The following is a 25,057-nucleotide window of genomic DNA, read 5'->3' as shown; positions in this document are numbered from 1 at the left end:
AACAGAAAGGGATATTGCAATTCAGTGGAGCCTATGGTAAAATAATTTTGCTATGGAAAGGTACCCAAGAGGCCCAAGGGGGCTGACTCGAAATCAGCTAGGCGTCGCAAGGCGTGCGTGGGTTCGAATCCCACCCTTTCCGCCATTTTATTGCAAATGAGTCTCCGGAGCGATATGCTTCGGAGTTTTTTGTATATTTACCGGTTCATAAAGAATGAAGGGACTTTGCGTACGCAAAGTCCCTTCCTCGTTGACGGTGCTTTATTTGACTTCTACACTTCACTTCTTCAGATGGCTTAGGCTATCGCATATGGTTTACGCCATACAGGAAACTCGTGTGTCAGACAGAATAGTCTTTAGCACAACCCCTCGCTTCTCTTGTGTCGTAAAGAGTTGATGTCTCCACTTGGTTTCTTCGCTCCATCATTCAACGGAACCCACCTCGCTTCGCACCGTCAGTTGTTATTATGGCCGAACTCATCTTTTATATACATCGTTTTGCACAAAAATTAATGTAAAAATGGAAATGTACAATCAGTGCGTCAGCGCATGCGATTTTTTCTTCCATTTGCGGTCTTTGTTTGTGGTCTCAGGAAATCGCTCGCCTTTTTTGAGTCTGATCTGCTTTGGATCTTGAATTTCCGTATGGAAGCTCACTTCACCCACTTCCATATAGACAGCATCGTTCGGTGCTTTATCGCCTGGCTCGAATTCGGTTTTTTCGCCCATATTGAAGACCTCCTGTACATTAATGATATGTGGATCGATATCGTCTTTAGTGTACTCGGGTGGATTGAGCTTCATGAGTGGAGAAATGTACAAGTAGATCAAACTTCTTTTGTATGGTGAACTTGGGTTTCCCATGGAGAACGTCATGTGGACTGTAATTTGTCTAATGGATGAGACAAGGGGGATGACTAAATCTGATTTAGACTTGCGTCATGCGGTTCATTTTGGTATATTATTTTAGTGCGAGTTTTCTCGCTCCTTGCTCCTGACTTGATCAGGGGCCTGAAGTCCAAGAGGAGGTGAACGTGAAATGCGCAAATACGAATTGATGTACATCATTCGTCCGGACATCGAGCAAGAAGCTGTTCAAGCTATAGTCGATAAATTCCAGGGCGTCATCTCTAACGGCGGTGAAATTACGAAACACGACGTGATGGGTAAACGCCGTCTTGCGTATGAGATTAAGAAGTTCCGTGACGGTATCTATGTTCTCGTGAACTTTACTGCAGAACCTGCAGTAGTAGCGGAGTTGGAGCGTCAATTGAAGATCTCTGACGAAGTTATCCGCCATCTCGTAGTAAGCGACGTGGCTTAATTGCCAACCATCGTGAGTTCGTAAGGAAACGTCGAAGGAGGGGATATCATGTTGAATCGCGTGATTTTGATTGGTCGTCTGACGCGTGACCCTGAATTGCGCTACACACCATCTGGAGTTGCGGTAACGCAATTTACGTTGGCGGTCGATCGGCCGTTCTCGAGTCAGAGTGGTGAACGTGAAGCGGATTTCATTCCAGTCGTCACTTGGCGGCAGTTGGCAGAGACATGTGCAAACTACTTGCGTAAAGGTCGGCTGACAGCAGTAGAAGGACGCATCCAGGTACGTAACTATGACAACAATGAAGGTAAACGTGTATACGTGACGGAAATTGTTGCAGATAATGTGCGTTTCTTGGAATCCAACCGCGACAGCGGTGGAACGCGCGACGATATGGGTGGGGGTTATGGTGGCGGTGCACCTGCGCCGAACAACAACTCGCAACCGCGCGGTGGCGGTTCGAACTATTCTCGCGGGCAAGCAGCGGATCCTTTCTCTGACGACGGCAAACCGATCGATATTTCAGATGACGATTTGCCATTCTAAGGGACCGATTACGAATTGATTCGTAAAGTTGCCTGGAACGGAATTTTAACGACAAGGAGTTGAATAGAATGAGCTTCAGAAGCGAAGGCGGCGAACGTCCAGAACGTAAGTTTGGCGGTCGTAAAGGCCGTAACAAGCGCCGTAAAGTGTGCTACTTCACAGTGAATAAAATCACTCACATTGACTATAAAGACATTGAGTTGTTGAAGAAATTCGTTAGCGAGCGCGGCAAAATTTTGCCACGTCGTGTAACTGGCACAAGCGCGAAGTATCAACGTGCATTGACAATAGCGATCAAACGCTCTCGTCAAGTAGCATTGCTGCCATACACAACGGAATAATAGGACAAGCCGGGATAACCGGGTTGCCTTTATTACAGAAACCCTACATTCAGTTGTAGGGTTTTTCGTTTTTCACATTTTATTTTTTTCAGGTCAGTCCAGAGACCGAAGCCACGATTCCGTTCAGGGACCGATTTCACAGTGAAGAGATGGTGCTACAATGAGAAGCAGTAACTCATGATGAAGGGGGATGCTTCATGTGGTGGAATAACCGATTGTTTACAACGTTGCGGGGGGCATTTTTAGTATCGGCCTGCTATCGCTCGGAGTGTTTACGGTTGGCTGGTTGATGGCGCTCGGTGCCGTCGCATTAAGTGGAGTTATGTCTGTAGGAGCAGTATCGATTGGAAGTGCCTTCGCGTTAGGGGCGGTAGCAATATCTGCGGAAGTGGCTGTGGGAGCCATTGGCATCGGAACATGGGGGATAGGGGCCATCGGTATTGGCCAATACGCTTACGGGGTCATTGCGATTGGCAATCATGGCTTTGGTATTATTCCATTAACGCTGGATGCGGCACGTTGGTTCAGAAGTTGGTTTGACTAGCTTTCCGTACTTGTGATGGGGTAATCGTGAGGGTCGGTTTCTCTTTCAAATAAAGACGTGAATTAAGTGTTAAATAATGGGATATATTGCCGGTCATACTGTTCGGATTGTGCGCAAGGAATCATAATCTGACTTAAACGATAGGGATACTATGACCAACACAGCTACATAAGTCAATTAACGATGTAACGCAGCATAAAAAGTCATTATTGAATCCGTATTTATTACGTATTTATACAGTTTTTATCGCCTATCTATTCGTTACGAAAGCCGCCTTTATAGGCGGCTTCTTCCTTTCCTGCTGCTTTATTTCCATAAATGTGACGAATCTTTATTTTATTTTTCGATCGATTGCATGTAAAATAAAAATATTGTTTCTTGCATAAACATCACAACAACATCGAACTCACAGAAAAGGGCTTAATTTCAAGGACCGAAAAAGACAGATAAAATCGGTCACGCATGCTCATCCTAATTCCGATCCGTTTTCCCGCCATACGAGATAAAGCGCAAGCAAGCGGGATGATTGCTGAAGGAGGACAGGAGCACGTCTGTTGGATCATGGAACATGTGCCAGACTTGGAAGGACAAAGGTTTCTAGGGGAGTATTATAGTCCGTGTGAGTGCTTACTTCTTTTTGTATGTTGGCAGCTCTAAGAACAACGATTCCGAGGTGCTGCATACCCAAAGTCCGCCTGTTATTCATTATGTTCAAATATGGGAACAAAATATGCATAAACAACGATTATGGTTTGATGGGAACCGTATAACACATCATTAGGAAGAAGTGGTTTTGAATGAAAAAATATAAAAAATGGGGAATAGCGTTTGCAGTCATAGCCATTATAGGTTTTAGCGGATTTTTCTTCCGTAAGCAAATCGCTGTCTTGGCCTTTGATATGTTCTTGTCGGGCCATGTGGAGGAAACGTTAGATAAGTCTTATAAGCCGATTGAGGGAAAAGAAGAAGTTGTCCGCAAAGTAACGGAACCGTTCTCGGTGCTGCTGCTCGGGGTGGACCAGCGGGATAAGGAGATAGGCCGCTCCGATACGATCATTTATTCTGTTGTCCGGCCGCAAGATAATAAGGTGCTGCTGCTCTCGATTCCGCGGGATGCGTACACGGAAATTATCGGAAAAGGGTTTAAAACGAAATTAAATCACGCATACGCTTATGGCGGTGCCAAAATGAGTATGGAGTCGGTAGATAACCTGCTTAATCACAAAGTGGACCATTACGCGACAATTAATTTTAACGGGCTAAAGGACGTCGTTGATGCGTTGGACGGCGTGAAGCTGCCGATAACGAAGGATATCGTCAACAAGGACCCGAATCACGAGAAGTTCAGAATTGAAGCCAACAAGCCGATTTATAATGGGCAAGAAGCGTTGTACTTCGTTCGTTACCGTGAGGATTCTGATATGAATCGGACTATGCGTCACCGCATCTTTTTGAATTCGGTTATGGAACGGGCTATCGAAATGGATAAAATCGCACGCATTCCGGAGCTTATTGAAATTATGGGTGATAATTTTACAACGGATATGCGTCCAAAATATATGATTGATTTGGCCAAGACGATGTTCACGCAAGATGCTCCACCGCAAATTAGCAGTTACATGCTGCACGGCGATGGTAAAATGATGGATAACGTCTGGTACTACATGGTGGATGACGAAGATTTGGAATATGTGCAGAAGCTGCTTAACAATTGGTTGGATGCAAGTACGCCAAAAGCAGAGTTAATGGCGCCGCGTCCTATGCGTGAAGATTGATGAATAGCAAGTCAGCCGTATTTACGGCTGACTTTTTGTTTTTGATCCGGGAAATGTGTTAATTTAGTCTTAGGGAGTTATGGATAAATACGGCCCCTGCTTGATTGAGGAGGAGACCACACGGATGAATATCGCTTTTTTCTTAACACCGAAACATGAAGTCGTCTGCTTAACCTTGAACGCAACGCTGCGCCAGACGCTTGAACGGATGGAATATCATCGTTATACCGCGGTGCCCATTTTGAACGAAGGCGGGGAATATGTCGGCACCGTGACTGAAGGAGATTTACTATGGCATATGAAAAATTCAAATGGCGAAGTCACATTTGAGAACGCTTCAAAGTTTATGCTTAAGGAAGTCTCGCTCAATATGCGCAATAAAAGTGTTCGCATTGATTCAAATATGGAGGATTTAATCAATCTCGCCAAAATGCAGAACTTCGTTCCGGTTGTAGACGATATGAACCGATTCATCGGTATTGTGCGCCGGAGTCAGATCATCGAATACTGTGAGCAGTTCGTTACCAAAGCTATGGACGTGAAATAATTATGGTATAATGAAAGATGACGGTTTTTTAGAGGTTAAGGTAAAAAATAGAAAAACCAAACTGCTGATCCGCCCTAAACCGCCACGGGTTTTATAAGCATCGAATGGAATAAGGAAACAATTTTTGCGCAAGAGGTGAACATTTTTGAAAAACCGCTGGTCATCGATTACATGGGCGATTGTCGCGCTCGTGTTGCTACTATCTATCTTTCAGCCGATACAGGTGTTGACGATGAGCTTTATGGCGGTTCCGTTTGTAATGCTCTACGCGACGCAATCGACGCGCAGGTTCGCATTATTTGTGGTGCCGGTGCTGGTCATCATATTTTTCTTGTTGGGCAACTTAGGGTCAATTGCCGTGCTTACGGCGCTCTATTTCATGATTCCGGGTATTGTATTCGGGCATATGTTTAAAAAGAAGAAGCCTGCACTGAATGTTTATTTTGCAGGAACGGTCACGTTTCTCATTCAGTCCTTGGTTGTGCTGGCTTTAGCCAAATGGGCGCTTAATTTCAACTTTTACGATTATATTATGACGATCATGAACGAGTCCCTGCTGGGACTTGAACAGACTGCACTGTTCCCTACGGGGATGACGTCCGATATGAAAGAGCAGTTCGTTCTGCTGCTCAGTCAAATGATTCCGTTCATGCTTATCATCAGCGCGCTTTATATGGGTACGATTACGTATGCGATCAGCAGACCGCTGTTAACGGCCCAAGGCGCCGGTGTGCAGAAGATGAAGCCGCTTCATCAATGGATGCTGCCGAGATCGCTGCTCTGGTATTACTTGATTACGATTATTTTGGATTTGGTTGTGACGAAATCGTCGGACAGCTTCTTGACACTCATTTTATTAAACTTGGCGCCTCTGCTTCAGATGGCGTTTATGCTTCAAGGGATTTCTTTTCTCTTCTTCTTGGCGAATGCAAGGCGGTGGAATAAGGGAATACCTATCGTTATGACAATAGCGGTCATATTCCTGCCAGTGCTTCATGCAATATTACGTATTATTGGAATTGTGGATTTGGCGTTTCCTATACGGCAATCCATTTCCAAACCAAGAGTATAGGGTGAGAAGGCATGCCTAAACTATTGTTCCATCGCTGGTATACGAAGTATACGAGCTGGACGTTTGTCTTGCTGTCAGCCTTAACCATTGTCGTGACTTTCTACAATTGGATTGTTGGCATACTGGCGTTTGTCGCCATTGTTGTGCTTGCGATTGCGTCACTTGCGGCGGAGCGCAAATTCCGTCATGAGATGGAGTCATATTTGACAACGCTAGGGTTAAGGGTGAAACGAGCAGGAGAAGAAGCAGTTGTTGATTTGCCTTACGGCATTTTGTTATATAGTGATGAACGGGTTATTGAGTGGCATAATCCTTATTTGGCGCAGCTAGCTGCTCTACCCTCCCTAGTGGGGGAAGATCTGTCCGAAGCCTTTCCTCAGCTTCATATCGGGAAGGAGAAGGAACGATCGGTAGAGCTGTTTATCGGCGGACGCATCCTGCATGCGGACATCGTGCCAGAGGAGCGGGTCGTCTATTTCACGGATATTACGGACATATGGACTTTGCGCAAGCGATACGAAGAGGAACGGATCGCGGTTGGCATCGTCATTATGGACAATTTGGAAGAATCGACTCAAGGTCTGAATGATCAACAACGCGCCGCTCTGTTGGCGCGTGTTACTGGCCAGATTACAGCATGGGCAAGCGAACATGGCATTCTGATCAAGCGACTATCCTCGGAACGTCACTTTATGGTGATGGACGTGCAGACGTTGAAGGCGCTGGAACAGACGCGCTTCGTCATCCTCGATGAAGTAAGGGAGACGACGCTGGATAACAAGCTGCCTGTAACGCTTAGCATGGGGATTGCGGCCGGTGCAGACAAGATGACGGAGCTTGGCCAGCTTGCGCAATCGAGCCTCGACATCGCGCTCGGCCGTGGCGGGGATCAGGTAGCCGTCCGTCTAGGGCAGCGTCTGTCCTTCTATGGCGGTAAGTCGAACGCTGTGGAGAAGCGCACGCGGGTGCGTGCCCGCGTCATTGCCCACGCGCTGCGTGATTTCATTCAACAAAGCGATGCCGTATTCATTATGGGGCATAAGAACCCGGACACGGATTCCATCGGGTCGGCGATCGGCGTGCTTAATGCTTGCCGCTCGCTGAATGTGGAGGCTTATATCGTACTGGAGGAGAGCAATCCGTCGATCGACAGAATGGTCGCATACTTGGAGAAGGATGAAATCTTATGGTCCCGCTTCATTTCACGAAGCGAGGCGATAGAGATGATTACTGAGGATAGCTTGGTCGTCGTTGTCGATACGCACAAGGCGTCGATGGTGGAAGAACCGCGGCTGCTGCAATCGGAGCGCATCGTCATAATCGATCACCATCGCCGCGGCGAGGAGTTCATCAATGATGCGGTGCTCGTCTATTTGGAGCCCTATGCGTCATCTACAGCCGAGCTCGTCACCGAGCTGCTGCAGTACATTAATAACCGCCTAAGCTTGAGCACGTTGGAAGCGACGTCCTTATTGGCGGGCATTACAGTGGATACGAAGCACTTTACGTTGCGGACCGGGTCACGGACGTTCGATGCGGCAAGCTTCCTGCGTCGGCAAGGAGCTGATCCGCTGCTAATTCAGAAGATATTGAAAGAAGATTTAGAAGAGTTCATTCAGAAGGCGGAAATTATTCGCCATGCGGAAATGCTATACGGCAATATCGCTATCGCGGTGACGGAACCGGGACGCAAATTTTCACAGTTGCTCATTGCGCAGGTAGCTGATACGCTGTTAAATATGACCGATGTGTTGGCCTCGTTCGTCATTAGCGAACGTCCGGACGGCATTATCGGAATCAGCGCGCGCTCTCTAGGTCAGATGAACGTGCAAGTCGTTATGGAACGGCTGGGCGGCGGGGGACATCTGACGAATGCTGCCGTGCAAATGCAAGGCACACTCGAAGAGGCGCAGGATAAGCTCAAGCGCGTGCTGGAAGAAATCGACGCGGAAGAGGGGTTGTTCGAATGAAAGTCATTTTGTTGCAGGATGTAAAAGGACAAGGCAAAAAAGGACAAGTCAAAGAGGTCTCCGAAGGATACGCACAGAACTTTCTTATCAAGCAAGGGTTGGCGCGTCCGGCGACGGAGGGCAACCTGAAGACGCTGGAGCAGCAGCATAAATCGGAATTGAAACGCAAAGAAGAGGAAAAGGAAGACGCCGAAAAGCTTGCAGCGACATTAAATGAAACGACGATTGAGCTAAAGGCAAAGGCAGGAGACGGCGGACGTTTGTTCGGTGCCATCACTTCCAAGCAAATCGCGGAAGCGTTGAGCAAGTTGAAGATTAAAGTGGATAAGCGCAAAATCGAACTTCCTGATCCGATTCGTGCGTTAGGATATACAAACGTGACGGTGAAACTGCATCCGGATGTCAAAGCAACGATGAAGGTACACGTAACGGAGGAATAAAATGAACGAGATGTTTGTCGATCGTGTTCCGCCGCAAAATGTGGAGGCCGAGCAAGCGGTAATCGGCGCCATTTTGCTGCAGTCGGAGGCGTTGATTACATCGATGGAGCGGGTGCAATCCGAGGATTTCTACAACCCGTCCCATCAGATGATCTACGAGGCAATGATCGAGCTTGGGGAAGATAATCAGCCGATCGATCTCGTCACGCTGACGGCAAAGCTGCAAGGTAAGCAGCAGTTGGAAGACATCGGCGGCGTGTCCTATTTGACGAAGCTGGCCAATGCGGTTCCTACCGCGGCCAACGTTGATTATTACGCGCAAATTATTGAAGAAAAATCGATGATGCGCCGTCTCATTCGCACCGCCACGCAGATTGTAAGCGAGGGGTATACGGGCGGTGACGATGTCTCCGGACTGTTAAGCGATGCGGAACGTCGTATCTTAGAAATATCGAACCGCCGCTCATCGAGCGGATTTATCGCCATTAAAGACGTCCTGATGGACGTATACGAACGAGTGGAACAACTGAATTTGCAGCAGGGCATCACGACCGGCATTCCATCGGGATTTCCGGATCTAGACAAGATGACATCGGGATTTCAGCGCAACGATTTGATTATCGTCGCGGCCCGTCCTTCTGTAGGGAAGACAGCCTTTGCGCTCAACATTGCCCAGAACGTCGGTGTTCGGGCAAAAGAGACAGTAGCTATCTTCAGTCTCGAGATGTCGGCGGCCCAGCTCGTACAGCGGATGGTATGCGCCGAATCGAACGTCGATGCCGGGCGGCTCCGCACGGGTCAGCTGGAAGATGATGATTGGGAGAAGCTGACGATGTCCATTGGCGCATTGTCAGAAGCCGAGATCTATATCGACGATACGCCGGGCATCACCGTCGCGGACATCCGTGCCAAGTGCCGGCGCTTGAAGAAAGAGCGCGGCCTCGGCATGATTCTAATCGACTACTTGCAGCTTATCCACGGACGAGGCAAAGCGGGGGATAACCGTCAACAGGAAGTGTCCGAAATATCGCGGACGCTCAAGATGATTGCAAGGGAGCTTGAAGTTCCTGTCATCGCACTCTCCCAGCTTAGTCGAGGAGTCGAGCAACGGCAGGATAAGCGTCCGATGATGTCTGACTTGCGGGAATCGGGCTCGATCGAGCAGGATGCCGATATCGTTGCGTTCTTGTATCGGGATGATTATTATAACCAGGATACGGAAAAGAAAAATATAATTGAAATCATTATAGCCAAGCAGCGGAATGGCCCGGTCGGCACCGTAGAGCTCGTATTTCTGAAAAATTTCAATAAATTCGTTAGCTACGAGAGGAATCATCAGGACTTATCTGCGGGATAATACAATATAATTTATAGGAGCGAACGTCAGTTTCCGAACATTAGTCTAAATCCGGAAATTAACGTTCGCTTTTCATTGACTTTGTGCCATATCGCTGATAAACTAGAAATGCTGCTTTTCGGTGAAGCAGCGAATAACCGGTGTGTGAACACCCGACGGGGGTATGAATATGTCTACAGTAGTCGTCGTAGGAACCCAATGGGGTGACGAGGGAAAAGGGAAAATTACCGACTTCCTCGCCGAAAGCGCCGACGTGGTCGCGCGTTATCAAGGTGGTAACAATGCGGGGCACACGATCCTAATTGATAATAAAAAGTATAAGCTGAGTCTGATTCCGTCCGGTATTTTTTATACGAACAAAATCTGTGTCATCGGCAACGGAATGGTCATCAATCCTAAGGCATTAATCGAAGAAATTGGATATATTCACGATAATGGCTTCTCGACCGACAATCTCCGCATCAGCGATCGCGCGCATGTCATTATGCCGTATCATATGGTGCTGGATGGGTTGGAAGAAGAACGCAAAGGCCCGAACAAAATCGGCACGACCCGCAAAGGGATCGGCCCTTGCTATATGGACAAAGCGGCCCGTAACGGCATTCGTATTGTCGACTTGCTCGATAAGGACGTGTTCGAAGAGAAGTTCCGCCATCTGGCGAACGAGAAGAACGAACTCATCAGCATGTACGGCGGCGAACCGCTTGATATTGAAGCAACACTGCAAGAATACTTAGAATATGCCGAATTTATTCGCAAGTATGTCCTCGATACTTCCGTTGTATTGAATGATGCGATTGATGCTGGCAAGAAGGTGCTGTTCGAGGGCGCGCAAGGCGTTATGCTCGACATTGACCAAGGTACCTATCCGTTCGTTACATCATCGAATCCGACGGCAGGCGGCGTCTGCATCGGCTCTGGTGTAGGACCTTCCAAAATCGAAGAGGTTATCGGCGTAGCGAAAGCTTATACGACTCGTGTAGGTGATGGACCGTTCCCTACAGAGCTTAACAACGAAACCGGTGATTTCATCCGTGAAGCAGGTCATGAATACGGCACTGTAACGGGCCGCGCCCGCCGCGTTGGCTGGTTCGACAGCGTCGTTGTCCGTCATGCCCGCCGCGTAAGCGGAATTACAGGCTTGTCGCTGAACTCGCTTGACGTGTTGACTGGCTTGAAGACCGTCAAGATCTGCACCGCTTATAAATACGGCGACGAAATTATCGAGCACTATCCGGCGAACTTGAATATGCTGGCCAAGTGCGAAGCGATTTATGAGGAAATGCCAGGCTGGTCCGAAGATATTACACAATGCAAAACATTGGGAGACTTGCCGGAATCGACGCGCAACTACGTACAACGCGTATCGGAGTTGACTGGTATTCCAATCTCTATTTTCTCCGTCGGCCGCAACCGTGAGCAGACGAACCAAGTTCGACCAATCTACCGTTAATATGGAATCCGGCTTCTTCCTTAGGAAGGGGCCGGATTTTTTTGATGAATTACGGGCATACTAAGCAGTAAATGATTTTGCGCCATTCCGTGACTTTCAAGGAAATGATAGAACTAGAAGCGCCGTCGTATCGCGGTCAAGAAGCGACTAGTAACGGGAAGGCTAGCTGGGAGGCATCATTTATGCGATGGACGATGCGCGTAGTTCGAATGGTGATTACGATATTGATGGTAAGTTTGATTTCAAGTCTATTAACGGTAGGAACGACAGCAATCGTCGTTGACCAGTATATTCAGACGGCGTTAAATACCTTTCACATTCCGTTGGAACGAAAACCGTTAACACTAACATCGATGTGGGGCGTTCTGCTCGGCTCAGGATCGGCAACCGATCCGAACAAGGCATCTGGGTCTGTGACGGGAGGAGTCCAGCCTGCAGGAGAACGAGGCGATGCAGGCGACACGGAATCAGGAGAAGCAGGGGGAGCAGGAGGCGGGTCGTCAACAGGGAATCAATCCAAGCCGGATCCGAATGCAGCCGCTGGTGAACCGTCAGACGGCGCGTTGCCGGTAATGGGGGGCATATCATCAGGGCAGGAGGCCCGTCAGCAAGAGCGGGTCGTCGTTCCGCCGGATGTGCTGTCTAAGAACAAAGACGATATGTCCAAGACGAAGAAAGAAGAGCTGTTCACCGCACTCATGAAGAAGCTCCCGCAAGAGGAATGGCAGCATCTCTCCACGTTAATGGAGGATGGCTTAACATCGAGTGAGCTGACGGAAGTGGAGCAAATTTTAGCAAAGCATCTCAATGATGAAGAGTATAAGCAGATACGGGAATGGCTTGTCGGAGAGAGCGGGACAGCCATAAAAGAAGATGGCGGCGGCTCAGGGGCTGCCGCACAAAATACACAGGAAGTCGAACCGGGATCCGGGCCGGAAGCCAGCTCAAGATTGGGGCCTGAATCCGGGCAAGATACGGGACAAGACTAATCCAGCAATAAATACCATGTATATAAAACGCGAAAAGAGTCATCTTCAATAGAAGAGGCCATTCGCGTTTTTTTCTATATATATGACTTTCCAGGGGCAGGCGCTTGCTCCCGGCGTCAGTTGCATTGTTCTTTCGACCTGTGTTACATTAAACAAGATGAAAAAAGATGACAAAACGTTAACCTTTGTCACTTTGTGCTGAAATCGTAATGGATGAACTTGAAATAAAGGAGACCAACATGGAACGTTTCAACGGAAATCGTCGGGACAACGAAGTCGGACAAGACTCGAAGAACCGATGGCAACAATGGACGGCAGCATGGCGGCAGCGGCTGGCATCGAGCACCGCTACACGATGGGTTGCGAAATCTCGCAAGCAAATCGTGCTTTCAGTTGGCGGATTGGCGCTCATTGCGTCTGCCGTATGGGGCGGTACAGCCTATGTACAAGCAAATACAGTATCTTTCTTTCATGTATATAAAAATAATGAGCTCGTAGGAACGATATCTGCTCTTGATGATTTGGAAGGCTTCTACGCTAAGAAGCAGGATGAAGTACAGGCAAAGCATCCGAATGCGCATATGCAGCTTGATATGGAAGGCATCCGCACGGTGGCTGATTCCGGCTTCAAGGCGCAGCCCGCAACGAAGGAGACGCTGGTGAAGCTCGGCGGCATGATGACCGCTTATGCGGTAGGCGTAGAGTTGAAGGTAAATGGCCAGAGCGTCGGCATTGTGAAGGACGAAGCGACGGCTGAGAAAATATTGCAGCACGTCAAAGGAAAATATACAGAGAAAAGCACGAAGAACAGCAAGAATGCGAAGGAAGTCAAAGTGCTGTCTGCTCCGGTGCGATCCGTTAATGCGACAAAGGCGATGTCGCGTCTGGAGTCGGTGAGCTTCCGCGAACGGGTAAGCATGGAAGGCAGCAACACGGATCCGGACAAGCTGCTTAGTCCGCAAGAAGCAATTAACAAATTGACCACTGGCCAGAATAAGCCGAGTAAATATAAAGTGCAAAAAGGTGATACCGTCTCCTCCATTGCGAAGAAGATGAACGTATCGATTCAAGCGATTTATACGAATAATCCATCTGCCGGCGAAGAGGTACTGCAAGTGGGCCAAGAGCTCGATCTGACGGAAGCGAAGCCGTTGATTACCGTAAAGACGGTCGAAGCATACAGCGAGTATATCGTGACAGAGCCGCAAAAGATTGTGAAAGAGGACCCGGAAATGCGAGCGGGGGAATCTAAAGTCGTGCGTGAAGGCAAGCAGGGCTTAAAGCGCATGTCGTACCGTCTCATTAAAGATAACGGTATGCTGTCGAATGAAGAGTGGATCGATCAAGAAGTAATCGAGCCAGCGATTCCAGAAATTGTCATACGGGGAACGAAAGTCGTGAGCGGAGAAGGGACTGGCTCGTTCGATTGGCCGGTCAGCGGCGCAACGCTGACGAGCGGATACGGCAAACGCTGGGGACGGATGCACAAAGGCATTGATATGATATCATCCGACCGTTCTATCATGGCGGCCGATGAAGGGGTTGTCGTGTTCGCAGGCGAGAAGAGCGGTTACGGCAACTGCATTATTGTGAACCATCGCAACGGTTATAAGACGTTGTATGGACATCTAAGCAAGATTGATATCAATGTCGGCGATATTGTGGAAAAAGGTCAGAATATCGGCGTCATGGGCAGCACGGGAAATTCAACGGGAACGCATCTTCACTTTGAGATTCATAAAGATGATGAAGTGCAAAATCCTCTAAAATATTTATAAACAAGCAGAAGGCGGGACGAATCACGTTCCCGTCTTTTTCGTTATAGAGGTTGTTCGTGCTGAAAAGCGGGTCTTTTTGAACACGAGCCTATAGGCCGTCTAGACTCACTTTTTCAATCCTCCAACGTTTGCTATCGGGATGAAGAGACAATTATGGTAAAATAGAGTGACACTTGTTAACATGAATAGGAATCGAACTAAGTGATATTGAAATTGGAGAGAGGTGCAGATTCCATGTACGGCAAAATTCTCGTCGTGGATGATGAACAGCCGATTGCGGATATTTTGAAATTCAATCTGGAAAAAGAGGGCTATGAGGTCGTGTGTGCCTTCGATGGAGGAACAGCGGTGGAGCTGGCTTTATCGGAGAAGCCGGACCTGATACTGCTCGATTTGATGCTGCCCGTCAAGGACGGGATGGACGTGTGCCGTGAAGTGCGTCAGCACCTTCAAATGCCCATCATTATGCTGACCGCGAAGGATACGGAGATCGACAAGGTGCTTGGTCTCGAGATGGGCGCTGATGATTACGTGACGAAGCCATTCGGCACAAGAGAGCTGCTGGCACGAGTCAAAGCGCATTTGCGGCGTCAGAACAAAGTGGCAGTCCAAGGCGAGGATGCTGGTGCAGGGGCGGCGGAGAAGCAGGGCTTGCGCTTGCACGAGCTGCTTATCGATACGGATATGTATGTCGTCTATAAAAATGGGGAGATGCTCGATTTAACACACCGTGAGTACGAGCTACTCTATTACTTGGTGCGCAGCTCTGGAAAGGTGATGACGCGGGAGCATCTGCTGCAGGCCGTATGGGGATACGAATACTTCGGCGATGTGCGCACCGTCGATGTGACGATTCGCCGTCTGCGCGAGAAGATCGAGGACGATCCGAGCAAGCCGGAGTATATTATTACGCGCCGCGGTCTCGGCTACATGATGCGCAATCCTCGTAACGGAGGCTTCTAGATGAAATGGGGCATCGGCCGCTTCTTTCGAACGATACAGGCAAAGCTCATCATTATTTATGTGCTGCTCATTTTGATTGCGATGCAGCTTATCGGGGTGTACTTCGTCAGTTCGATGAAGCATTCCCTTACGAACAATTTTACGAAAGATTTGCAGACGACGGCCGAGCTTATGTCCATTTATGCCGGACAGACGTTGAAGGGCGAGGAAATGCTGGAGAACGAACGCACATTGGAAGAGTTGAATACGTATGTGCACAGCTTCTTCAATATGAACGGTGTCGAGATTCAAGTCATCGACGCAACCGGGAAAGTACTCACGACTTCCGTGCAATCTAACATGGAAATCGTCGGCCGCAAAAATACGGAGACGGTGGTCAACCGCGCGCTGCAAGGAATTCGCGACAATCAGCAAGTTATTATTGACGAGGACAATGTGCGCAAGCAGGTGCTGGCTAAGCCGGTCTTTTCGAACGACAAAAACAATAAGATCGTGGGCGCCCTCTATATCGTCGCGTCGATGAAGGAACTGTATGCGACGATTGAAGGCATTAACCGCATCTTCGTCTCGGGTATGGCGATTGCGCTCGGACTAACGGCAGTGCTCGGCATCATATTGGCGCATACGATTACTCAGCCGATTAAAGAAATAACGAAGCAAGCGACGAAGGTGGCGGAGGGGAACTTCGCCGGGCAAGTGCCTGTATTGGGAACCGATGAAATCGGCCAGTTGAGCGAGGCGTTCAATTATATGACCCGGCGCCTGCAGGAAGCGCTGAATGCGAACGAAGAGGAGAAGGAGAAGCTGGCATCGATTCTGACCAACATGAGCGACGGCGTCGTGTCCACCGATGAGAACGGCAAGGTCATTCTCGTCAACCGCCGTGCCTGCAAAATGCTGGATGTAGATACGGAAGGCGCGGAAGGGCGCAATATTGCCGACTTGCTGCGCGTGCCAATGTCACAGGTGGAGCAGCTTGTCAGCGGTCAGCTCAATTGGATTCTAATCTCTCCGGTGGAAGGAGAGGGGCACGCTCAAGAGGAGAGCGATACAGTGCTGCGCGTTTCATTCACACCGGTTCACCGCCGCGGAGAAGGAATGACAGGCTCTATCGTCGTGCTGCAGGACGTGACCGAGCAGGAGAAGCTGGAGCAGTCTCGGCGCGAGTTCGTCGCGAACGTGTCGCATGAGCTTCGTACCCCGCTTACGACCATTAAGAGCTATGTGGAAGCGCTCGATGACGGGGCGCTTGAGGAGCCACAGCTGGCTGAACGCTTCGTCGGCGTCATACGCGATGAGTCGGAGCGCATGATCCGGCTCGTAACCGACCTGCTTCATCTGTCGCGGCTTGATTCCAAGCAAGCGACACTGCGCAAGCAGCCGACGGATATCGTGGAGATGCTGGAGGATGTCGTAGACCGCTTCTCCTTCCAATTCCGCAATCGGGGGATTGTGGCGAAGGTAGAGGCGGAAGATGGCATCGGCAACGTCGTCATCGATCGCGATCAGATCGACCAACTGCTGGACAATCTCGTATCCAATGCCGTGAAATATACACCGGACGGCGGCGAGGTGACGTTGTCTGCCTCCCTGTCTGAGACGAAGCAGATGGTGCACTTGACGGTGAAGGATACCGGAATGGGCATTCCAAAGAAGGATTTGGAGCGAATCTTTGAGCGATTCTATCGGGTCGATAAAGCCCGATCGCGCAATATGGGCGGGACAGGCCTCGGGCTGTCCATTGCCCGGGAAATTGTAAGAGCGCACGGAGGCGACATTCGGATTGAGTCAGAGTGGAATGTCGGCACGCAAGTGACCTTTAGTTTGCCGATGACATTCGAAGGGAGTGAAGCAAGCGAATGATAGAGCGGGTTAAAACGGTGCTGCTCACCGTTCTCGTGCTGCTCAGTCTTGTGCAGAGCTTCTTCCTCACCTATGACATGCCGAACTTTGATGTGGTTGAGAAGACGTCAAGCGACTATATTAAGACCGAACCGTTAGGCCCGGAGGAAAAAGTAGAGAATTTGGTGTTCCCTGATCAGGTCGTGCTTCATCTTGGAGAGAACAAGCATACGGTGCTGTATCCGGGGATGACGTTCTATAACATCATTATGAAACGGCTGCAAGGCCGCTCCTATGATGGGTTCCAGGGCCGCCCGGTCTCATCGGTCGAATGGACGCGAATCCGGGAGCAGAACGAAGGTGTGGAGCTGCGCTTCTTATCTCCCGTTCCAGCTAAGCTCCTGCAGAAGGAGTTCCCTATTGCCGATGATGCCGCATTTTTGACCGAGAACATTCGTAGTATTTGGCTGTACGCGACGAAGGATGCCAGTGAAGTACGCGTATTCTTCTTCAATGAGAAGAGGGATACGGCATACGAATCCACGCTCGCGAATTTAACGGTGCAGGATGTGAAGCAGCAGGTTGAATTCGGACGCACATGGACACCGTACAAGCTGGTGAACGGAACGTATTACGTTCCGGAGCAGCCGCTCGAATTAATGGACGTGACGCTGCCCTTCGAACGAGTTACGATAGAGGAGATGCAGCGAAGCTTATTCTTCGATCCGACCGTAACGAAAAATATCGAAACGGGAAGCTCTGAAATATATACAGATGCCAAGCGCGGGCTAGAGGTTAATCGGGCACAGCAGTGGATTATTTATTCCGATCCGGCGGTGCCGACAGAGGGCCGTCAAGATGTCGCGGCCGACGTGACGGGCGCGGTGCGGTTCATCAATCAGCACGGCGGGTGGAACGGCCGCTTCCGCTTCGTCATGATGGACCCGGATGAGAAGCCCATCGGGGTGTTCGGTGGATCGAAGAGCTTGGGCAGGGTATTTCGCTTCCAACAATATTGGGGCTCGTATCCGATTATAAGCACGAGCGCCTTCCGCTTCGGATATATGCAGGTAACAATGCAGCAAGGCACCGTAACGAGCTATGAGCGTTCACTCGTTCAGCTCTTGCAGCGGGCAACCGAGAAAGAAGTGCGCCACCTGCCAAGCGGCGATGCGCTTATTAACAAGCTGAATTTGCTGGACAAGGGAAAAATGATTGAATCGCTTGACCCGGTCTATGTTCCGTCGCAGGAGAAAGATGTAATACGGCTTATTCCCACCTGGCAGGTGAAATATAGCGACGGCACGGTGTCATTGCTGAAATAAACATTCGTAATGCATGGCAGAATTCAATTACTCACAGAGGGGAGGATCCGCATGGATTGGAGTCGAGCCAAAAATGTATTAATCTATGCGTTTTTATTGCTTAATATCGTGCTCGGTTATCAGCTCTGGCAGGATGTTCGAGATCGGATGCACTCTGATCTCGACTGGACGTCTTTATCCGAGGAGACACGTCAAATTATGGACGTGAAGCACATTCAAGTACCGGCGAAGATACCAGCGGAGACTCCGACGTTGAGGGAGATTACATACCGATTCGTTAATCGCGGGACGGAGCGGGTACCGATACAGACACCGAAGGATAGCACGATCATCTTTTTAGAAAAAGAACTGATACGCTCGCTGCAAGGCGACATCCGGCATATCGAGATGTACCGCTATGATGAGCTGTCGGGCAAACCGGGCACATTTGTGCTTCATCAACGGCTGGCGAACGGCTTGCCAATCTTCGAGGTATCCTTGGAACTATCTGTGAGCGAACAGAAAATAACGGCATACCGCCAGCAGTACGTGGAGCTCATCGAAACCAAGAGCAATAAGGAGCAGAAGATTTTGCCGGCCTCGCAGGCGCTTGGCAGTGTAATCGAGAAGGTGATGCCGGGTTCGATCGTGAAGGATATCCGGCTTGGATACCACGGGCAAATTTTCGACGCGGAGACACAGGTATCCGCCCCGTCTTGGCGAATTATGTTGGAAAATGAGGTTTATTACGTAAACGCCATTAACGGCGCGGTCGATAATTCGCAAGCAGGAAAGAAGGAGATAGACAAATGAGTTTACGATTTACCGTATTGTCGAGCGGATCGACGGGCAATGCGACAGTGATTCAAAATGATGAAGCGACGCTTATGATTGATGTCGGTTTAAGCTGTAAGCGTACGGAGCAGCTGCTGGAGGAACAGGGCCTCTCCGGCAAGCAGATAGACGGCATTCTTGTTACGCATGAGCATTCGGACCACATCAAAGGGTTGGGCGCGTTTGCCCGCAAGTATGATGTGCCCATTTATGCCAATGAAAATACGTGGGAGGCGCTGACGAAGCATGTCGGTGCGATCGCGGACGAGAAACGGATCGTGATGCAGACGGGCGAAGCACGCGATTTTGGAGATTTGCGCGTAGAATCGTACGGTATTTCCCATGACGCGGCTGAACCGGTCGGCTACAGCTTCTATGAAGGGGATACGAAGCTGAGCGTCACGACGGACCTCGGTTATATGAGCGATAAGGTTAGAGAAGCGGTCATCGATTCCGACGTGCTCGTTATGGAGTCGAATCACGATGTTGAAATGCTGCGGATGGGACGATATCCTTGGAACATTAAACGGCGTATTTTGGGCGATATGGGCCACTTGTCGAACGAAGCAGCAGGCGAAGCGTTAGGTGAGGTCGTGACGGGCAATACGCGCCGTGCTTATTTGGCGCATTTGAGCCGCGATCATAACATGATGGACCTCGCCCGCATGTCGGTGCAAAACGTGATGGAGGATAACGGACATTTTTTCAAAGAAAGCGAGTTTCAATTACGAGATACGTATTATGACAAGCCTACGCCATGGGACACGGTTCATGCGAAGTCTCCAGTTCGCCTGTAAGCCACAGCTCGAGCTGCTCGGCTTTGAGGGCGATGTCTTCATGCGTAAGCAAGCCTTTCTCCACGAGCAGTTCCATTAACGTGGAAAGGGCTAACGTCAGGCGATATTGGTCTTCCTTCATATCGGCAAGCTTCCCGATCAGATCCACGTCCGACCAGACAGAAGATGATGATTTCATAGGCATGTACTCCTTTCAATTGGAATAGGATGATAGTGCTGAACAGGAAACCTTTGACCACGCATTATAGTGGTTACAATCCCGATTCTTTTCTCTCAATTTCTCTTTTGTATGATAGAATATGTACAAGGTTGCAAATCTATGACATTTCATTTCACATTATAGGCTCATAGTAAGCATTAATATATAGTGTTGACCGATTGAACGCATAACATTCAGGTGAACGGGGTGTTATGGCGGTAAGGTGCGGTGGATCAACCGGACATGGCGAAGAGCCCGTGTTGAGGGGAGTTGGGTCGGATGAGCTTTTTTGATGATGATTTTTTCTCGCCGAAGGTATCGCGTCGGATCAAGAGAAAATGGCACGGGCAAACGGAAGCGCCGGGATGGAAACAGAAGAAGCTCAGACGGAATTCGGGTCGCAAATGGTCAACCGTACAAGTTGCGGTCGTTAGTTCGGTAATTAGTGCGTTGTTAGCGGTCGTTCTATACAGCTGGTTAGTCGGTGCCGGAACGGCTTCGCAGCAGCCGGTTGCAGTAGCGGGCGGAGAGAACGCGTATGATCCGTATGAACGGATCGTGCAGGCTGCGGAGAAGGTGAGCCCTGCTGTCGTCAGTATCGTGAATCAGCAGAAGAGTATTATGGATGACAGTGAAGCAGTAAAGGATACGAACTTGGGATCCGGGGTTATTTTCAGTCAGGAGAACGGAAAAGCGTATGTGCTGACGAATGAACATGTCGTGCAAGGCGCCGATAAGCTCGAGGTTGTACTGGCAAATGGACAGCGTAAGAACGCGGAGCTGATCGGTAAAGACCGTGTGATGGATATTGCAGTCATTCGCATGGACGATGCTGGTGTGACGGCGGTGGCGGAGATCGGAGATTCCAAGAAGCTGCGGCGCGGCGAGACGGTGATTGCGATTGGCAATCCGCTTGGATTCGGGGATTCGCTTACAGCGGGAATTATCAGCTATACGAACCGCGTCATACCAGTGTCGCTCAATCAAGACGGCATATATGATTGGGAGCAGATGGTCATTCAGACGGATGCGGCCATTAACGAAGGCAACAGCGGCGGTGCCTTGGTCAATCTGAACGGGCAAGTGATTGGTATTAATACGATGAAGATTGCGACGACCGGTGTGGAAGGACTGGGCTTCGCCATTCCGACAAATGAAGTGATGTGGGTTGTAGATCAAATTACGCAGTACGGCAAAGTCGTGCGCCCTTACTTGGGCGTGTACACGGTGGATTTGAATAATCCGTATGCTCCCATCACTCAAGAACAACGGGAAGATCTGCAGCTGCCGCTAGAGGTAACGGCGGGTGTTATTGTTTTGGAAGCGACCGGACCGGCGAAGAAGGCTGGCATGCAGCTGAACGATGTAATTGTCCGGTTCGATAACGAGCCTATCGGTACGACGCTTGATCTCCGCAAATATTTATATGAGAAGAAGAAGATCGGGGAGAGCTTGGACGTGAAGTTCTACCGGGACGGCAAGCTGATGACGACGTCGGTGGAACTGTCGGATAAGCCAGAGTGAGCAGGATACAATAAGAGCGAATCACACATTTCTCGGCGCTGAAAAGTAACCTTTTGAACACGCATATATATGCATTACATCTTACGGGAACATACAGAACTATGATATGATGGACAGGGAGCGCTGTGCCGAACGGCTGAGGCGTGCCACATGGTGTTAGAGGACAGCAGGACTGGCAAGAAAGAGGGAACGACATGTACGTAGTATGCAAAGATCATGTAGAATTGGCTATCGACAAATTCGTAGATGAATTCGAGGACGCTCCGGACATTGTCGATCTGGATGAAGTGGAATTCAGCGATTGGGAAAGACCGATCAAATGCTGCATGGATTGTGAGCATGAAGCGAATTTCCTTGTCGTGTAACGTGCCAAGGACGTAAGGCATATCGTAAGAGACATTCTTACGTCAGGCTGAATAGGGAGAAGAACGGAACAAGGGCGAGAGACCGCAAGGGTCGCAGGCCCTTGTTTTTTGATCATTATGGAATGTTTGAATTCGGTGAGGTGATTCGTTCTGTTTTGACTGTGAGCAACTTCCGGATCGGGTGTGGATAATGGGGAAAAGGCGAAAAACGTCATGAAATTTAAGTTATCCACATGTGGATATTGAAATAAAGGGAAAAATACCGCTTGCCAAAACTAATATAATTAGTTATTATACTAATAACATTAGTTTGGTTGGGAGTTGGTTTTTATGCGGATGCGTAAACACGGTTTTATTATTCAATTGACATTTTTACCTCATCTGTTTCCGGTGAATTGTTACTTGGTGGAGGAGGAGCATGAGTTGACCTTGGTCGATGCGGCGCTTCCCTTCAGCGTTAAAGGAATATTAAAGGCGGCGGAACGGCTTAGCAAGCCAATTACACGCATTGTACTTACCCATGCACATGACGACCATGTCGGTGCGTTGGATGCGTTAAAGGAAGTTCTGCCGCAGGCTCAAGTCTTGATCTCGGAACGGGATGCCAAATTGCTGCGTGGTGATCGCTCCCTTGAAGCGGGTGAGCCTCAGACTCCAATACGGGGAGGCGTTCCGAAAGCGGTGCGCACGCAGCCGGATGTGCTCCTTCAGGATGGAGATCGCATTGGTTCGTTAACGGCGATATCTGCACCAGGGCATACGCCAGGCATGATGGCTTTCCTGGATGAGCGAAGCGGTGCTCTCTTGGCCGGTGACGCGCTCCAGACCCGCGGCGGCATCGCCGTTTCTGGCAAGCTTAAGCCGCTGTTTCCGTTCCCGGCCTTCGCCACCTGGGACAAGGCCGCTGCGCTCGATAGTGTGTGCAAGCTCCGCGCATTGTCGCCAACGCTGCTGGCGGTCGGTCACGGCGAGATGATTGCCGATCCGCAATCGGCGCTCGACCGGGCCATTAGGGATGCAGAACAAGAATGGGGGAAGATGGAGCATGTCCAGAAAATCACTCGATAAAGCGACTATTCTGCAGGCAGCAATTGAGCTGGCCGATGATATGGGATTGGAACAAGTGACGTTGTCCTCCTTGGCGCAACGGTTGGGCATCAAGTCGCCATCACTTTACAATCATATCGATGGCATGCGGGGCTTGCGGAGGGAGCTGGCGCTCCACGGACTGCAGCTGCTGTGCGATTCAATGACGAAAGCTGCGGTCGGCAAAGCGGGAGAGAAGGCGCTCCTCTCCATCGGAATCGCCTACGTGGCGTTTGTGCGAGAGCATCCCGGCCTGTACGAGGCGACGCAGCCCGCGCCCGATCAGATGGACGAGGAGCTGGTGGCTGCATCGTACCGGAGCGTGCAACTGCTGCTTGACGTGCTGGATGAATATCAGTTGGAACGTGACGACGCACTGCATATGGTGAGGGGGCTGCGCAGCATGCTGCATGGGTTCGCTTCATTGGAGCTGAGGGGGGGATTCGGCCTGAAGCTTGATACCGATGAGAGCCTGATGCGCATGCTTCGGACGTACCTGTCTGGCATGGAGCTGCAAGTACGGACAATCGATTGAACATAGGAATAGCCTAACTTACAAAAAGCGAACCGCCTTAAAGGGGTTCGCTTTTAACATTAATATCACTGCAATCCACTGCTTACTTGGCGATTTCCTTGCTTATGCCGAGCGGGATGTGGGCCTTTTTCTCTTTGAACATGAAGTAGTAGCAAATGGCTGATGTCACATACAAGATACCCGTCATGCTGAACGTTATTGCGTACCCCCAATAGTAGCCGTATGTGGTGACCAAGTACGACTGCACGGATCCCATGCTGGCCCAGCCAAGCATGAAGGCCGTCTGCGTGAGCGAGTTGGCGATTCCCCGGCGGGAGTCTGAAATCCGATCCACCATGACGGCCGATTGAATGGGATTGGCAGCATTCATAAGCGCTTGCCGGAACAAGAAGCTGATACTGGCGATTAGGATTAGGTTCGTAAATCCGGTCAAGAGCAGAAATGGCAGCGACAGCATTTGAAAAATAACGATCGCTTTCACTTGGCCTACCCGCTTAACCAATGTCGGCCCGATAAGCATAGAAATGATCGTCATTACTTGTCCGAGTGAAATGAGAATGCCCACCGCCGTTAGCGACACAGAGAACCGATTCGTAAAATAAAGGTTCAAATAAGGCACGACCAGTCCTGATCCGAGGCCGACAAGGAGCTGACAGTATGTAAGCCGGCGAATGTCTCTCCATTCAAGCTTGGGATTCAATGACTCCGGACGAATTTCTGTCGCGGATGGCGACACAGTCGGCACCTTTTTCTGCTCCAACACGAAGAGGAGCGGAAGAAAGGCGGCAAAGCTCGCGACGCCGCCAACCATCAAGACGCTCTGCAGACTCGCAACTTTGCTCCAGCCGGCGGTCTGCAGCAGGTCGGCCATATATCCGCCCCCCATGCTGCCTAACACCTGCCAAGCAAGCCCTAGCGCAAAGTGATAGCTGAACAGCTGCAGCCGCTGCTCTTTGCGCGTATTTTCTGCAAGGAATGGTACCGCTATCACTTGGAAGCACGCAGCGAACAGTCCGGAGAAGATGGCGAGGGAATGCAAGCCCCACTCTGACACCACATACGAACGCCCGACGAAGCCTAGGCCGGTGAACAGCGCACCGGCAATCAGAATCCATTTGCGGCTCGTCCGGTCTCCGAGAAAGCCAATCGGGACAAACATCAGTGCAGTCGCCAACGATTGTAGACTAATAATTGTCCCGTTCATCTCATCGCCGTAACCGAGCGATTGAATATACAAGTTATACAGCACCATGAACATGCCGCTGCCGATTTGAAATAAGCCGTTTGCCAGAAAAAACAATCTTATATTGCGATTCCATGTCTTGAAGTCCATTACCGCTTGCTGATAAAAACGCATGATCGCTCCTCCATTAAAGCGCGTAATCGAAAAGGCTTTGGCTTTTGGAATAGCCACTAAAGTCGATAGCCTTCTCCATTGTAACAAGGGAACCCTTTCCAAGGAAGAGGATCAT

At 49.7% G+C, this 25,057-nt stretch carries 25 protein-coding genes and 1 tRNA gene; 23 read left to right on the top strand and 3 right to left on the bottom strand.

Annotated features, from left to right (window positions below; genetic code table 11):
- Window positions 1–54: 54 nt before the first annotated feature.
- Window positions 55–145 (top strand) — tRNA-Ser (locus tag LQV63_RS24405).
- Window positions 146–534: 389 nt separating this feature from the next.
- On the opposite strand, the gene LQV63_RS24400 is transcribed toward LQV63_RS24405, so the two are convergent.
- On the bottom strand, window positions 535–729 hold the full coding sequence (locus tag LQV63_RS24400; RefSeq protein ID WP_019423256.1) for a YjzC family protein: 195 nt from the start codon (window positions 727–729) through the stop codon (window positions 535–537).
- A 310-nt stretch (window positions 730–1,039) separates the two neighbouring features.
- On the opposite strand from LQV63_RS24400, the gene rpsF reads away from it, so the two are divergent.
- From rpsF to LQV63_RS24310, 18 genes are all read left to right on the top strand, one after another.
- Window positions 1,040–1,324, top strand: coding sequence for a 30S ribosomal protein S6 (rpsF, locus tag LQV63_RS24395; protein ID WP_019423257.1), 285 nt, complete (start codon window positions 1,040–1,042; stop codon window positions 1,322–1,324).
- Window positions 1,325–1,372: 48 nt separating this feature from the next.
- Window positions 1,373–1,870, top strand: coding sequence for a single-stranded DNA-binding protein (ssb, locus tag LQV63_RS24390; RefSeq protein ID WP_019423258.1), 498 nt, complete (start codon window positions 1,373–1,375; stop codon window positions 1,868–1,870).
- Between the two features lie 68 nt (window positions 1,871–1,938).
- Window positions 1,939–2,211 carry a 30S ribosomal protein S18 gene (rpsR, locus tag LQV63_RS24385; protein WP_019423259.1) on the top strand — a complete coding sequence of 91 codons (273 nt, stop codon included), beginning with the start codon at window positions 1,939–1,941 and terminating at the stop codon, window positions 2,209–2,211.
- A 322-nt stretch (window positions 2,212–2,533) separates the two neighbouring features.
- Window positions 2,534–2,755 (top strand): hypothetical protein, encoded by a 222-nt coding sequence (locus LQV63_RS24380; RefSeq protein WP_233698637.1) that lies wholly within the window; start codon window positions 2,534–2,536, stop codon window positions 2,753–2,755.
- Between the two features lie 797 nt (window positions 2,756–3,552).
- A complete protein-coding gene (locus LQV63_RS24375; protein ID WP_233698636.1) occupies window positions 3,553–4,530 on the top strand; it encodes an LCP family protein in 978 nt (325 codons plus the stop codon).
- A 124-nt stretch (window positions 4,531–4,654) separates the two neighbouring features.
- The gene (locus tag LQV63_RS24370; RefSeq protein WP_019423262.1) at window positions 4,655–5,077 is read left to right on the top strand and encodes a CBS domain-containing protein; all 423 of its coding nucleotides are present in this window, start codon (window positions 4,655–4,657) and stop codon (window positions 5,075–5,077) included.
- Window positions 5,078–5,222: 145 nt separating this feature from the next.
- Entirely contained in the window at window positions 5,223–6,149 is a 927-nt protein-coding gene (locus LQV63_RS24365) for a DUF2232 domain-containing protein (RefSeq protein ID WP_233698635.1), read from the top strand.
- Window positions 6,150–6,160: 11 nt separating this feature from the next.
- The gene (locus tag LQV63_RS24360) at window positions 6,161–8,119 is read left to right on the top strand and encodes a DHH family phosphoesterase (protein ID WP_233698634.1); all 1,959 of its coding nucleotides are present in this window, start codon (window positions 6,161–6,163) and stop codon (window positions 8,117–8,119) included.
- Entirely contained in the window at window positions 8,116–8,559 is a 444-nt protein-coding gene (rplI, locus tag LQV63_RS24355) for a 50S ribosomal protein L9 (protein WP_019423265.1), read from the top strand. The genes LQV63_RS24360 and rplI overlap by 4 nt, the downstream gene beginning before the upstream one ends.
- A gap of 1 nt (window position 8,560) precedes the next feature.
- Window positions 8,561–9,916, top strand: coding sequence for a replicative DNA helicase (dnaB, locus tag LQV63_RS24350; RefSeq protein WP_019423266.1), 1,356 nt, complete (start codon window positions 8,561–8,563; stop codon window positions 9,914–9,916).
- Between the two features lie 169 nt (window positions 9,917–10,085).
- Window positions 10,086–11,369, top strand: a complete 1,284-nt coding sequence (locus LQV63_RS24345; RefSeq protein ID WP_233698633.1) for an adenylosuccinate synthase — start codon at window positions 10,086–10,088, stop codon at window positions 11,367–11,369.
- A 182-nt stretch (window positions 11,370–11,551) separates the two neighbouring features.
- Complete coding sequence (locus LQV63_RS24340; protein ID WP_233698632.1) at window positions 11,552–12,358, top strand: spore coat protein; 807 nt, start codon at window positions 11,552–11,554, stop codon at window positions 12,356–12,358.
- Window positions 12,359–12,597: 239 nt separating this feature from the next.
- Window positions 12,598–14,136 (top strand): peptidoglycan DD-metalloendopeptidase family protein, encoded by a 1,539-nt coding sequence (locus LQV63_RS24335; RefSeq protein ID WP_233698631.1) that lies wholly within the window; start codon window positions 12,598–12,600, stop codon window positions 14,134–14,136.
- A 234-nt stretch (window positions 14,137–14,370) separates the two neighbouring features.
- Window positions 14,371–15,099, top strand: coding sequence for a response regulator YycF (yycF, locus tag LQV63_RS24330; RefSeq protein ID WP_233698630.1), 729 nt, complete (start codon window positions 14,371–14,373; stop codon window positions 15,097–15,099).
- On the top strand, window positions 15,100–16,962 hold the full coding sequence (walK, locus tag LQV63_RS24325) for a cell wall metabolism sensor histidine kinase WalK (RefSeq protein WP_233698629.1): 1,863 nt from the start codon (window positions 15,100–15,102) through the stop codon (window positions 16,960–16,962).
- Entirely contained in the window at window positions 16,959–18,266 is a 1,308-nt protein-coding gene (locus tag LQV63_RS24320) for a YycH family regulatory protein (RefSeq protein ID WP_233698628.1), read from the top strand. Before walK ends, LQV63_RS24320 begins: the two co-directional genes overlap by 4 nt.
- A gap of 51 nt (window positions 18,267–18,317) precedes the next feature.
- A complete protein-coding gene (yycI, locus tag LQV63_RS24315; RefSeq protein ID WP_233698627.1) occupies window positions 18,318–19,058 on the top strand; it encodes a two-component system regulatory protein YycI in 741 nt (246 codons plus the stop codon).
- Window positions 19,055–19,876: an MBL fold metallo-hydrolase gene (locus LQV63_RS24310; protein ID WP_233698626.1), complete on the top strand. Its 822-nt coding sequence runs from the start codon at window positions 19,055–19,057 to the stop codon at window positions 19,874–19,876. The genes yycI and LQV63_RS24310 overlap by 4 nt, the downstream gene beginning before the upstream one ends.
- Here the strand turns inward: LQV63_RS24310 and LQV63_RS24305 are convergent.
- Window positions 19,830–20,054: a hypothetical protein gene (locus tag LQV63_RS24305; RefSeq protein WP_233698625.1), complete on the bottom strand. Its 225-nt coding sequence runs from the start codon at window positions 20,052–20,054 to the stop codon at window positions 19,830–19,832. The two genes, LQV63_RS24310 and LQV63_RS24305, sit on opposite strands and share 47 nt — an antisense overlap.
- Before the next feature lie 300 nt (window positions 20,055–20,354).
- Between LQV63_RS24305 and LQV63_RS24300 the strand changes: the two genes are divergently transcribed.
- From LQV63_RS24300 to LQV63_RS24285, 4 genes are all read left to right on the top strand, one after another.
- A complete protein-coding gene (locus tag LQV63_RS24300; RefSeq protein ID WP_233698624.1) occupies window positions 20,355–21,599 on the top strand; it encodes a S1C family serine protease in 1,245 nt (414 codons plus the stop codon).
- Window positions 21,600–21,793: 194 nt separating this feature from the next.
- The gene (locus tag LQV63_RS24295; RefSeq protein WP_019423277.1) at window positions 21,794–21,964 is read left to right on the top strand and encodes a CxxH/CxxC protein; all 171 of its coding nucleotides are present in this window, start codon (window positions 21,794–21,796) and stop codon (window positions 21,962–21,964) included.
- A gap of 330 nt (window positions 21,965–22,294) precedes the next feature.
- Entirely contained in the window at window positions 22,295–23,032 is a 738-nt protein-coding gene (locus LQV63_RS24290; RefSeq protein WP_233698623.1) for an MBL fold metallo-hydrolase, read from the top strand.
- Window positions 23,010–23,585: a TetR/AcrR family transcriptional regulator gene (locus LQV63_RS24285; protein ID WP_233698622.1), complete on the top strand. Its 576-nt coding sequence runs from the start codon at window positions 23,010–23,012 to the stop codon at window positions 23,583–23,585. Before LQV63_RS24290 ends, LQV63_RS24285 begins: the two co-directional genes overlap by 23 nt.
- Window positions 23,586–23,667: 82 nt before the next feature.
- On the opposite strand, the gene LQV63_RS24280 is transcribed toward LQV63_RS24285, so the two are convergent.
- A complete protein-coding gene (locus LQV63_RS24280; RefSeq protein ID WP_233698621.1) occupies window positions 23,668–24,942 on the bottom strand; it encodes an MFS transporter in 1,275 nt (424 codons plus the stop codon).
- Between the last annotated feature and the right edge of the window lie 115 nt (window positions 24,943–25,057).

The organism is Paenibacillus profundus (genome assembly GCF_021369635.1).
GTDB classification, from domain to species: Bacteria; Bacillota; Bacilli; order Paenibacillales; family Paenibacillaceae; genus Paenibacillus_B; species Paenibacillus_B profundus.
Note: the sequence above shows the minus strand (reverse complement) of the source record. Positions and strands in the feature narration are given on the sequence as shown.